Source organism: Methanococcoides seepicolus (genome assembly GCF_023684405.1).
GTDB lineage: Archaea > Halobacteriota > Methanosarcinia > Methanosarcinales > Methanosarcinaceae > Methanococcoides > Methanococcoides seepicolus.
In genome coordinates, this window is the sequence record NZ_JAGSOI010000001.1 from 54,648 (window position 1) to 67,355 (window position 12,708).

The following is a 12,708-nucleotide window of genomic DNA, read 5'->3' on the forward strand; positions in this document are numbered from 1 at the left end:
TTGGTCCATATAAGGTAGATTATCTTATTTTATCCTATTCTGCACATAAATGAATGCATACAGTGGGAAGTTTTACAAAAAGAGAACTTCAACATAAAGTTTTAAAATAAAAAAGAGGGAGATGGGAGATTATCCCAGCATCAATCTTGTAAGAGATGCCCTTGCATCTGATATCTCCTCAAGGGAGAGGGAGATGTCAAATCCATTTCCTTTGATGCCCAGGTTATTGCCGCCTACGGTTCCAATGACAGTGTAAGGGATACCGGCAAGCATTTCTTTTACCTTTTCAGGAGAGGATGTTACAAGAATTGCTCTTGCATGGGATTCGGAGAAAAGGACATCGTCAGCACGCAGGTTGTCGCCTACAGAGGTCAGATCGACATTTGCACCGATGGAGTCACACATCTCAGAGAGGGCCACGGCCAGACCACCGGCAGATACATCGTGAGCAGCCACTACATTTCCACCCCTCACCACATTGATGAGCGTTTCAATGACCTTTACTGAATCATCGGTTACCTTTGGCACATGACCGTTGAGCCTTAGCCCGGCCATGTTGTAATATTCCGAGCCACCCATTTCATCAAGGGTGTTGCCCACGAGGATGATGGTGTTGCCCTCCCCTGCAAAGTGGCTTTGAGGAACTGTTTCGAGTTCACCTGTGATGCCGATAAGACCAATGGACGGTGTTGGTGCGATGGCAGTTCCGTATTCCCCGCTTTCGTTGTAAAGGGAGACGTTCCCTCCGACCACCGGAATGGACAGGCTTCTTGCAGCGTCACCGAGACCGAGGATGGCCTGTTTGAACTGCCAGTAGATGTCCGGTCTTTCAGGGTTTCCGAAGTTCAGGCAATCCACGAGTGCGATACCTTCTGCACCTTTTACTGCAAGGTTCATACTGTTCTCGATGAGTGTGCCCTTTCCACCTTCGTACGGGTCAAGGAGTGTATGGCGCGGGTTGCATCCGCATGACATGGCAAGTCCCTTTCCATCGCCTATGCGAAGAACTGCTGCATCGGAACCGGGTTTTTCCACGGTACGTATCTGCACTTCGTGGTCATACTGGCGATAGATCCATTCTTTTGAAGCGATGTTGTGGGAGGAGAGGATATCGAGAACGACCTTTTTCAGGTCTGCAGGAAGGTCTGGTTTTTCACCGATCTCACGCTCTGGAGGAGCAGTGGATGGGCGTTCGAACGTTGGCGCACCTTCGGTGAGCAGCATTACCGGAATGTCAGCTACCATTTCACCTTCGAACTCAACAGTATAATAGAGACGTTCTGTAAGTTCACCTATCATGCTTGCATGGAGATCGTACTTCTTTCCGATCGCAAGGACAGCATCGACATTTTCAGGTTCGACTTCCATTAGTATGCGTTCCTGAGATTCGGCGATCATGATCTCGTAAGGGGTCATGCCGTCTTCCCTGAGGATAACCTTGTCAGCTTCAAGACGCATACCGAGTTTACCTTTTGATGCCATTTCAGAACTTGCACCTGCAAGCCCTGCTGCACCAAGGTCCCTGCATGAGAGAACATAGCCCGCGCCTATAGCTTCCAGGGTTGCTTCGATCGCAAGTTTTTCGGTGAATGGATCGCCAATCTGTATACTGGGACGGTCTTCTGCTTCAGCTTCTTCGGAAAGGTCGCGGGACGCAAAGGATGCACCGCCAAGACCGTCACGGCCTGTGGTAGAACCTATGAGGACGAGCTTATTGCCTGCTTTCTGTGCACATGCGGTCACGATGTTCTCTTCGCGTGCCAGACCCACACAAACAACGTTCACCAGAGGATTTCCACTGTATGATTCATCGAAGTAGGTTTCACCCCTGACAACAGGAACACCAATGCAGTTACCGTAACCTGCGATACCTTCAATGATGTGCTCAAAAAGGTAAAGGTTCTTGGGGGTGTCCAGAGGACCGAAATACAACGGGTCCATAAGTGCTATTGGGCGAGCACCCATGGATATGATATCACGCACAATTCCGCCGACACCTGTTGCTGATCCGTTATAAGGATCAACATATGAAGGATGGTTGTGGCTTTCCATTCCAATGGCAAGTACCCAGCCTTCTCCGAAGCGGATTATCGCTGCATCGTCGCCAGGACCTATGATAACACGATCTCCCACGGTGGTAAACGTTTTCAGCAGGGGAGCACTGGAACGGTAGGAGCAGTGTTCGCTCCAAAGATTCAAAAAGCATCCCTGTTCAACAAGGTTTGGTTCTCTGCCCATCTCTTCTGTTATGATCTTCAGGTCATTTTCAGGTAACATTTGTGCGCCTCATTATATAAGGAGTATGATTTAGGCTTAAATAAACCATAGATTAGATAAAGATTTCCAACGAGAACGAAGTTCAAGGTTCATCGAACATCAGATCATCCCCAACCTTGAGGTCGTTGGAAGCGATGGCACCTGAAGGTAGTTCTATGACGTGCCTGATCTTTTCACCGGAATCAGTAATACCGATCCAGGGCCTGAGAGTAGTGGTCTTGACTATCCTTTTATCTTCATTGAGAAAAAGGACATCCAGAGGAAATGGTACAAACAGCATGTGGAGAGATATTTTCTTGAGAGAGGAAAAGATAAAGACCATAGCATAGCTATCAGGGACCGAGCGTCTGAACATAAGGCCTTTAGCCTGCTTGAACATGCTTTTTGCATATTCGACATCAGATGATATAACATCACCATTAGATTTTAATAGCATAGTGGGATACATAAAAGACATCTATTTATTACGTATAGATAGCATACATTATAATAATTTATGGTTATAACGCAATCAATTTGCGGAGGAAAAACTAGAAGATGAGTTCAGAAATGTGCCCGGTTTGTGGTTTGCCATCAGAGCTATGTATCTGTGAAGAAGTGGCAAAAGAGCAACAAAGAATTACAGTGAAAGTGAACAGACGAAGATACGGCAAAGAAGTTACAGTTGTAGAAGGATTCGATGCTAATGAGATCGACCTCCACGAACTGTCCACATACCTTAAATCAAAGTTTGCATGTGGCGGAACTGTAAAGGGTAGTGCCGTAGAATTGCAGGGCAACCATCTGAGTCGCATGAAAGCCGTTCTTGTAAAGAAAGGGTTCTCTCCCGAGCAGATCAAGGACTGAAATTGACTTTGAATAACAGGACTGCCAGACAGACCTGATGTTCGTATTAAAAACCTAATAATGAACGGAACATGGCCATACCAATGCTGGTATTGAATACCATGTCCTTTTTTTGAATTGTGAGCGTCCGTTCGAGTGCAGATTTGCTCATCACCAATACTGCCAAAAAAATCAAATAGGACGAGTGAAGGATATAATATTATGAAACCTACCTGCGAGATAATGGTTCAGAGGGTTTTACCAGCAATACGAGCCGGACTTGCACGCACCATGATGATCGACCATGGATGTACACAGCAACAGGTGGCAGACATTCTCGGATTGTCCAGAGCTGCCGTTTCCCAGTACGTGAGTGAGAAAAGAGGAGCAGAAGTAGGATTTTCAGAGGAGACCAATGAAGAGATCCGTAAATTTGCTACCGACCTTGTCAATGACATGTCTGCAAAGGCCATGAACAAGGGGATGTGCAAGGTATGCAAGTTCGTGCAGCGTTCGGGTTGGTTGTTCAAAAATGCACCGGAAGCAGAATATTGCATACTATGTAAAGATGATGAAGATTGAGCAAAAGTCTATGCATCCAATGTAAAGGAAAAGGGCTTTGCGGAAGACCTCTGTGCCCTATTCTTGAGAAGTTCAGGTCTGCTGAGAACACTGCAACTTCGATATCTTCAGACGGTTCTATTTTTGGTGCATCCCCACCAGCGGTATTTGTGGGAAGATATGGTTACCCACAGGTCAAGGCCGGACCCATGATCCCACCTCAGGTGGATTCTAAGGATGCAATGGCACTGGAAGACCCCAAGCATTGGCTTTCCATGGATATCCGGGACATCATATCTGCCAGATGCCAGCTTGTCCGTGCAAATACGACCATGGATGTGAAAAATGCGAACAGACCGGATAAACTCCTGGAAAAATCACAGGAGCTCGCACTGTCAAAGTCACCCATCGATACAGAAGCGTGGTTCACCAAACCATTGAAACAGGACCTGAAGTTCGACAGCGTACTTACCCCCATGGGCCCTTCCGGAACAATGACGGACTTTGATATTGCAGAGAATCCGAAGGTCCCGAAAAAAGTGGACCATCTGGCGTACGACACTGATGCCCTTGCAAAGGATGCTGTGTGTGAACTTTTTAAAGGGGATATCCCCACAGAACATATTACAAGATTGCTTTCCATAGGCTTGTTGGGACAAGAACGGAAACTTGTACCTACCCGCTGGGCAATTACCGCCACGGATGATATGGTCGGGAAGGATATCACCGACCGTGTGATAGACCTGCCTCTTATCAGTGAGATATCCGTGTTCAGCGGAGGATGTTTCGGGAACTATTTTGAGATACTCATGACCCCCCGCAGATATTCTTACGAGCTGCTCGAGATATGGATGAAAAGTTCGGTCTGGTCCGGAGATTCTTCATGGATAGGGCAGGACATGGAAGATATTAACGGTAAAAAGGGATATTCGAACCTTGCCGGAGGATATTATGCCGCCCGTATAGCCGCCCTGGAACATCTTGAGAAGATACAAAGGCAAGCATCGGTATTCATGATAAGGGAAATAACACCTGAATACTGGGCACCGCTTGGGGTATGGGTGGTTCGCGAGGCTGCCAGAAATGCATTGTCCTCCATACCACGCACGTTCGAGACCATTGAAGAAGCACTGGATGACATGGCAACGCGAGTGAGAACGCCTTCGGAGCAATGGAAGGCAAAGGCCAAGATGCTATCAGACATACGTTTCCAGAGAACGCTGGACTCTTTTTTCTGAATCCTCCGCAAGACATTAAAATGGTATTGCACAATTGGTGATTATGTCCGAACCTAAAAGTGATATGTCGCCTCAAGAACTGGCAGATTTTCTGATAAACAAAGTAATGTCATTGTGCAGGGAAAGCCACCTCGATCAGGCACTGGAAGTTGTGGAACAGGCGATCAACCATGCACCTGATCCAACTCATGCCCTGCTTATCAAAGCGCGGATACTCACCGGACTTCATCTTTATGATGACGCCCTTAAAACCACCAATGAGGCATTGGACCTTAGAGAAGATATCGAGGCACTCAAATTAAAAGGTAATATCCTTGCTATCAAGGATGACCTTGAGGGCGCCCTTGAGATATTTACAAATATCACAGAGATGGCTCCTAAGGACGCTGAAAGCTATTTCCTTAAAGGCGGGATCCTTGCGGAAATGGGAAGGGCGCAAGAGGGTATTGAGGAATTTGAACGCTCCATAGAGATAGACCCGAGCATTGCACATGTATGGCACAGCAAAGGAATGCTACTTCTTGAATCTGAAAGATATGGTGCTGCCATTTCAGCTTTTGAGAAGACAATGGAACTGACAGAAGACTTTGTCGAGCCCCTCTTCTTCACAGGTATTGCTCACAGGAAGCTTGGGCAGGCAAAGGAAGCAGTAAAATGTTTCCATGCAGCAGCTGAGATGTGGGAGTTGAAAGCCCTTATGAGCAGGAACACTGAGACATATGAGAAAGCACTCGGAGCGATCGAGAATGCCCTTGAGCTCGATGTTTCCAACATCGACATGTGGAGAACAAGAGGTAAACTGCTTTACAAGCTTGGGCACAAACAGGAAGCAAAAGCAATACTGACAAATGCTGCCGAACTCAGTGTACAGGAAGATAATTACAATGATGCCATTAAGACATACGATATGCTGATCGAGCTGGACCCTGAGGATGAGGAAGTGAAAAAGGCACGTGAAGAGATTATTTCCATGACAAAAAATAATGATTGATACATTTATCACATATGTGACATTATCAGCCTTAATACTTGATCAAAGGAAGGAAATATGATAGACCTATTTAATCCAATTGTGGTTCTTTTGGTAATCGCAGGCCTCTATATGGCGTGGAATATCGGAGCGAACGATCTTGCTAATGCAATGGGAACTTCAGTGGGAAGTGGAGCACTCTCAATTAAACAGGTAATACTTGTGGCAGGTGTCTTCGAATTCGTTGGTGCTGTCTTTTTTGGTAAGAAGGTCACATCGACCATTGCAAAAGGAATCGTACCTATTGACAGTATTAAGCTGTTAGATCCGAACCTTGTAGCAGTGGGAATGCTGGCAGCGATCCTTGCAGCCGGTTTCTGGATCACTTTCGCTACATTTTACAACCTGCCTGTCTCTACCACGCACTCGATAGTGGGATCAGTACTTGGTTTCGGACTTGTATCTGCATACCAGGGAATTATCGCATATGGTGATATAAACTGGGTAGTACTTGCAAAGATCGTGGGCAGCTGGCTGGTCTCACCCATATTGGGTGCCGTTCTAGCATACATAATATTCACGATCATACGGTTGACATTATTACAAAAGACGGACAATCCATATAATATAGAAAAGAAATTTGTGATACTTCAGATAGGTACTGCATGTTTTATTGCATTCGCACATGGTTCTAACGATGTAGCAAACGCTGTCGGGCCACTCTACGCAGGACTTAACGCCCTGGGACTCGCTGACCTGACCATACCTATATGGGTCTTAATGGTCGGTGGTGTCGGAATGGTCATCGGACTTGCTACATGGGGATACCGCGTTATAGAGACGATAGGCACAAAGATAACTGAACTGACACCTACAAGGGGATTCTCTGCAGAACTCGCTACAGCATCTGTTGTTGTCCTTCATAGCTACAGTTCACTACCCATATCTACAACACATACCCTTGTTGGTTCTGTGATAGGGGTCGGACTTGCAGGCGGTCTTGCTGCGGTCGATCTTAGTGTTATCGGAAAGATAGCCATGTCATGGATAATCACTGTGCCAATAGCAGCAGTAACATCAGCACTTATATTCCTAGCATTAAGGGGGGTTGGATTATAATGAAAAGGGAATACATTCGTTCGGTACTTAACGTATTTGCAAGATCGCCTTTTAAACCGCTTTACCTGCACGCATCAAAAGGTGTGGAGACGGTAAGAAAGCTCGATCAGGCGGTCAATGCATATTGCACTAATATGCCACTTGTTGAAGAGCTGAGCCATGAGATCGACAACATCGAGCATGAAGCGGACATTATCAAACAGACGATAAGAGGACAGCTTTCATCTTCGATAATGCTGCCTGTGAACGCAGAGGACCTGCTGAACTTTTTAAAGCCACAGGACTCCATCGCTGATGTGGCACAGGAAGCTGCATATATGCTTACTCTGAGACAATGCGACATGCCCGAGGGGATAAAGGACCAGATCTGTCAACTGAGTGCAGAGACATTGAAAACAGTGGAAATATACGAAACGCTGGTAGATTCGTTGAGCGAGCTCCTTGAAACATCATTTAGCAAACGAGATGTCGATGAAGCTCTGTCACTCGTTCCGCAGATAGAAGAGATGGAGCATATCACAGACCTTATAGAGAAGGACCTTATCAAAGACATATATGCCCATGAAAAGGAACTTGGTGCTGTCGGAGTGTTCTATCTTATCGAACTTGTCAGAACTATTGCAGATATTGCAGATAAGACCGAACATGCAGCCGACAGGCTCAGAACAATGATAATCAGACGGTGATCAGTGAAGATTACCGTCCTCGTTCAACACTTTTAACATTTCAAGTATAGAATATGCAGCCCGGGTCACTCCCATGCTGCGTTTATCGGTATCCGTCCCTGCAACATAAAGATTCTTTACTGGAGTACGGATATCGGCAAATTTTCCATTGAGCGTCACTGCAGCTTTTTCAGGAACGATCACCTGATGATGCTTCATTTCTATGCGATCCTCGATGTTTGGAATGGCGCGGAAGATCGTCTCATAGGCGTTCTTTATATCCTTGGACTCATCATTGTCCTCATCCATGAAGAAAGCAAAACCTATCAACTGTTTTCCTTTAGGTGCAAGGGAAGGATCATAATTGCTTGTGGGCATCGCCCAGTAAGGGGTGTCCTTGAACCATATCTCAGACCCGACATATTTGAACTCATCCATCATCCTGTCAAGGCCAAGCCATAATGTGAGACTTTTAGAATGAACGATACCGTCAAGCAGCTCTTTGTAAGATGCCGGAAGGTCTTCGACCAGAGTGGGAAGGGATGTTGCAAATCCTGTGTATATCACAAGATCAGCACTATAGGCATTGTCCGCTTCGACACCCCAAGCCTTTCCATTATCAGTGAATATCTTATGGACCTCACATCCGGTCTTAATTTCCACGGTCGAGGGAAGAGAATAAAGAATTGCATTGAGCAGGGATTTTAGGCCTTTTCGCGGATATCCCTGGGAAAGACTGACCTTGTTGGAAGCAAGTCTTCCGAGGCAGGATAGGTTTATCCTTGAATGAAGTGAGAGATGGAGATTGGATGGGAGGACAGACTGAAGTATGGATTCGGTTTGAGGAGTGGATTCCTGTTTGATGATCTCTTCGAACTGTTCCTGAGTCACACTATCCCTTACAAAACTGCTTCCTGCCAGCACCCTCTGTGCAGATGTCTCTTTCATACAACGTCCGGAAAGGAAGTAGGATATAGCATCTGCGAAGTCGTAAGTGTCCTTTGAAAGGTTTGCAGGAAGGGAATCATAGACCGATTGGTCCGAGAGATCGATACCAAAGGAAGCCATTGTGAGAGACTTTGTGATGGCCTGAGTAATTGCAAGGCGGTCAAGTTTGGGAAAAACGTCAAATGTGACGAATTCTTTGATCGTTGAGGGAACTTTTACAAAACGTTCCTCGGTCCTTACATAATACTGACCGTAGTCCTCGAATACCGGCTGATAATCAAAATAGTTATCCATAAGCCGCCTGAGCGGACCTTCCGCAAGATGGGTGATCGCATGCGGACCGGTGTCTACCTGATAACCATCCACTGTGTAACTGTTGCAGTTTCCCCCAACAGAGTCCTGCTTTTCAAGCACCAGCACTTTTTTGCCATGCTTTGATAATGTAAGTGCGGCCAGAAGACCGGTCACGCCGGCTCCGACCACGATAACATCATATTTATCCATTTACTCCTCGAATATATCAGGGACAAGCCTGCGTGCAACCTTTTCATATGCTTTTGAAAGGTCACCTTTATCGAACCTGAACAGGTCCTTGTCCATGGATTCACCGGTCTCAACGTCCCAGAACCTGCAGGTGTCACAGGATATCTCATCAGCAAGGACGATCTCGCCGTCCACCCTGCCGAACTCAAGTTTGAAGTCAGGAAGCAGGAAACCATTGCTCTCAAGATAGCCCTTGAGGATATCGTTGATCTTCAATGCCATGCTGCGAATGAAATCGATCTCTTCACGTGTAGCGACACCCATTGCAACTGCGACATCATCATTGATCATAGGATCGCCGAACTCATCGCTCTTGTAATCGAATACAAGAACGGGCTCTTTGAAGACGGTACCTTCTTCAATGGGATACTTGCGAGTGATAGAACCTGCTGCGATGTTCCTTGGAATTACCTCGATGAGAATTATATCAACTTTCTTTACGAGCATCTCATTGCCGGAAACCATACCAAGATAGTGTGTTTTAATACCTTCTTCTTCGAGCATCTCGAAGATCTTCCTTGATATCTGAGCATTGTAGTAACCCTTATTCGTTGCTTCACTTTTCTTCTTGCCGTCAAAAGCTGTGAGGCTGTCCCTGAACTCTGAGATAAGCTCATTCGGGTTTTCGGTCTTATAAATGGTCTTTGCTTTGCCTGAGTAAAGTTCTTCCGTTTTCATGAATTTGGTCTCCAAATAGATAGTTTACATTTTGTTAATTATGGATACCATATAGCACACTTAAATATAAATATATATTCTAGTGCGTTTTTCGATATGAAATAACAACTAAAATAATAAAAGTGATACAAAATGTTATTACCTTTTATGCCTATTGTGATGCAGGTGAAATTATGGAACATGAACTAATGAGAATAGGCGTCTCACTTCCAGACAATCTGTTGAATAAATTCGATTCGATCATAGAGAGCAGAGGGTATTCTTCACGTTCAGAAGGCATCAGGGATTCAATACGCAACTACATCAATCAGTATGAATGGATGAGCGACATAAGGGGAAGGCGCGTAGGAACTATCACTATCATCTATGACCATACCAAAAGAGGACTTTCAAATGCTATCACTGATATCCAGCATGATTATTCAGACCTGATCAAGTCCTCAACACATATCCACCTTGACCATGATAACTGTCTTGAGGTCGTTATCTTTGACGGGGAAGGAGAACTTATCAAGGAGATGGACGAGAGATTAATGGCACTTAAAGGGGTTAAGTACGTGAAATTGAACACCGCACCACCGGCAGAAAAGATCTGAAGATACTGCCACATTTCTTTTTTGAGATATGTTTGGTCAGAATGATGTTTCTGAACGTTATTGAGATCTAAAGACATTGAGAAAAGTAGAGGGGATGATGGAGGCACAGTGTGCCCCCTGGTCCGGTGCATAGTAATGACGCAAACCAAATCGTTTTTCTCGTACGACATCACCACCGAGTCAATTCAGTAGCTTTAAGCGCACAATAAAATAAAATATACAGTAATGATATATTAACTTATGGAATGATTTTTAGAAGTTATGATTATAATCATAATGATGATTTGGATGTCAAAGTGAAAATCGAAGGCGGGAAAAACACCCAACCAAGATAATATCAGAGAATCGAAGAGATCCATTCGAACAAATTAGACCGAAAATAGTCCATAACAAAAAATGAGAAAGAGGGGATGTAAGCGGGCCTCACCACAAAGCCCGCTTTGGTTTCGATAATATCGACACCAACAAAGGCCGTACCACCACACCCTTTGTTTCGATTTTGTACCACACCACTCATAGTGTAGAAGGAAGAGAACTGCAATAGTCCTCAATATATACAAGTGGTACAATACTATATTAACTTTATGAAGGACTTAAAGGAGTCATGATACCCATCATAATGCGAAATTGATATATTGATCTCAGACCCACAAAAGCCATGAGAAGAGAACCATTTTTAGAGATATCCAATGAGGTATTGTTGAAGATCAGGTAGGGAGCGATCTTGTCGATCGCCAGAGAATTCGAAAGAACATGGTGACCACAATATGATGACCGAAAATAATCCATAACAAAAAATGAGAAAGAGGGGATTAAGCGGGCCTCACCACAAAGCCCGCTTTGGTTTCGATAATATCGACACCAACAAAGGCCGTACCACCACACCCTTTGTTTCGATTTTGTACCACACCACATATAATGTAGAGAGGAGAGAACTGCAATGGTCCTCAAAATATACAAGTGACACAATACTATATTAACATTATGAAAGACTTGCATATGTGATGATGCTCATAATAATGTGATATTAATATATTAAACCCAGATTCACAAAGTCCATATAAAAGAAAACCATTTTCAGAGATATGCAAAGAGTTCTTATTACCGGCGGTTTGGGCCAGGTCGGAAGCTATCTTGTCGATCACCTCCATGAAGATAACGAAGTGACTGTACTCGATAACTATTCCTCCACGACAAGAGAGATGCTTCCTGAAGATGTACCTGTGATAAAAGCAGACATAAGGGAAGATGTTTCAGAACACGTACAAAATGCCGATGTGATCATACATACTGCCGCCCAGATAAGCGTTGTAAGGTCGATGAACGAACCTCTTTTCGATGCACAAAACAATATTATGGGTACGTTGAACCTGCTTGAGGAAGCACGCCATGCGGATATTGAAAGATTTGTGTATTTCAGTTCAGCTGCTACCTACGGAAACCCTGTTGAGTTGCCAATACCTGAAACACATACGCAAGAGCCATTATCACCATATGGTGCCAGTAAGCTTGCAGGAGAAAAATATTGCCTTATGTATAACAAGGCATACGGATTACCAACGACCTGCATAAGGCCTTTCAATATATACAGCCCCAGACAGGACCCCTCGAACCCGTATTCAGGAGTTATCTCAAAGTTCATGGATAAAGTATCAGGAGGATCTGCCCCGATGATCTTTGGTGACGGGGAGCAGACCAGGGATTTCATCCATGTTCAGGATGTTGTGGATCTGGTGGAGTTTATGATCTCGAAGAAAGCGGCCATTGGAGATGTTTTCAATGCAGCTACAGGCAAGGCCACCACTATCAATGAGCTTGCAGAGATCATTATAGAACTATTCGAAAAGGATGTCAAGGCAGCTCATAAAGAACCACTTGCAGGAGATATAAAACACAGTGTAGCCGATATTTCAAAGGCTGAGAAACTGGGATTCGCTCCGAAAGTGGATCTGAGAAAAGGACTTGAACAATTTTTGGAAAAATGAAATATGATGAGGCTAAGAATTGCCTCATTTTAAATTTAATTCCCACAGGAGATGCGATCTACACAGTATGCAGCTTCTTCATCGTTTAGCTATGTAAATGCAAATTTGCGGAGTTATTCGCGATACCATCTTATTCTTTAGCAATATCTTCGATAGTTACAATACACATCCCCGACACCTACCGGGGCTGATGTTTCTGAATTGTAAAAGGATACACATATCCTTTAGATCTGCATATCAAAACCAATCGCGAGTGACAAAAATACAGAAGAGAGATAAAGAGACATCCAATATGAAGAAGGC

The 12,708-nt window shown here is 44.6% G+C and carries 12 protein-coding genes; 8 read left to right on the forward strand and 4 right to left on the reverse strand.

Features of this window, described 5'->3' with window-relative positions:
* Window positions 1-129: 129 nt before the first annotated feature.
* Together purL and KDK67_RS00315 are read right to left on the reverse strand one after the other, a co-directional pair.
* A complete protein-coding gene (purL, locus tag KDK67_RS00310; protein ID WP_250866845.1) occupies window positions 130-2,277 on the reverse strand; it encodes a phosphoribosylformylglycinamidine synthase subunit PurL in 2,148 nt (715 codons plus the stop codon).
* A gap of 82 nt (window positions 2,278-2,359) precedes the next feature.
* A complete protein-coding gene (locus KDK67_RS00315; protein ID WP_250866846.1) occupies window positions 2,360-2,713 on the reverse strand; it encodes a DUF192 domain-containing protein in 354 nt (117 codons plus the stop codon).
* A 101-nt stretch (window positions 2,714-2,814) separates the two neighbouring features.
* Between KDK67_RS00315 and yciH the strand changes: the two genes are divergently transcribed.
* The 6 genes from yciH (at window position 2,815) to KDK67_RS00345 (ending at window position 7,676) form a co-directional block, all read left to right on the forward strand.
* Window positions 2,815-3,123 carry a stress response translation initiation inhibitor YciH gene (gene yciH / locus KDK67_RS00320; protein ID WP_011500065.1) on the forward strand — a complete coding sequence of 103 codons (309 nt, stop codon included), beginning with the start codon at window positions 2,815-2,817 and terminating at the stop codon, window positions 3,121-3,123.
* 201 nt (window positions 3,124-3,324) lie between these two features.
* Entirely contained in the window at window positions 3,325-3,684 is a 360-nt protein-coding gene (locus KDK67_RS00325; protein WP_250866847.1) for a transcriptional regulator, read from the forward strand.
* Window positions 3,681-4,901, forward strand: a complete 1,221-nt coding sequence (locus KDK67_RS00330; RefSeq protein ID WP_250866848.1) for an Nre family DNA repair protein — start codon at window positions 3,681-3,683, stop codon at window positions 4,899-4,901. Before KDK67_RS00325 ends, KDK67_RS00330 begins: the two co-directional genes overlap by 4 nt.
* 43 nt (window positions 4,902-4,944) lie before the next feature.
* Window positions 4,945-5,892, forward strand: coding sequence for a tetratricopeptide repeat protein (locus tag KDK67_RS00335; RefSeq protein WP_250866849.1), 948 nt, complete (start codon window positions 4,945-4,947; stop codon window positions 5,890-5,892).
* A gap of 57 nt (window positions 5,893-5,949) precedes the next feature.
* Window positions 5,950-6,990, forward strand: coding sequence for an inorganic phosphate transporter (locus tag KDK67_RS00340; RefSeq protein WP_250866850.1), 1,041 nt, complete (start codon window positions 5,950-5,952; stop codon window positions 6,988-6,990).
* Window positions 6,990-7,676, forward strand: coding sequence for a TIGR00153 family protein (locus KDK67_RS00345; RefSeq protein WP_250866851.1), 687 nt, complete (start codon window positions 6,990-6,992; stop codon window positions 7,674-7,676). Before KDK67_RS00340 ends, KDK67_RS00345 begins: the two co-directional genes overlap by 1 nt.
* Here the strand turns inward: KDK67_RS00345 and KDK67_RS00350 are convergent, their stop codons facing one another.
* A complete protein-coding gene (locus KDK67_RS00350) occupies window positions 7,677-9,107 on the reverse strand; it encodes a phytoene desaturase family protein (RefSeq protein ID WP_250866852.1) in 1,431 nt (476 codons plus the stop codon).
* On the reverse strand, window positions 9,108-9,824 hold the full coding sequence (purC, locus tag KDK67_RS00355) for a phosphoribosylaminoimidazolesuccinocarboxamide synthase (protein ID WP_250866853.1): 717 nt from the start codon (window positions 9,822-9,824) through the stop codon (window positions 9,108-9,110).
* Window positions 9,825-9,997: 173 nt separating this feature from the next.
* Between purC and nikR the strand changes: the two genes are divergently transcribed.
* Both nikR and KDK67_RS00365 read left to right on the forward strand, forming a co-directional pair.
* A complete protein-coding gene (gene nikR / locus KDK67_RS00360) occupies window positions 9,998-10,420 on the forward strand; it encodes a nickel-responsive transcriptional regulator NikR (RefSeq protein ID WP_250866854.1) in 423 nt (140 codons plus the stop codon).
* Between the two features lie 1,085 nt (window positions 10,421-11,505).
* Window positions 11,506-12,405 carry an NAD-dependent epimerase/dehydratase family protein gene (locus KDK67_RS00365; RefSeq protein WP_250866855.1) on the forward strand — a complete coding sequence of 300 codons (900 nt, stop codon included), beginning with the start codon at window positions 11,506-11,508 and terminating at the stop codon, window positions 12,403-12,405.
* Window positions 12,406-12,708: the final 303 nt, after the last annotated feature.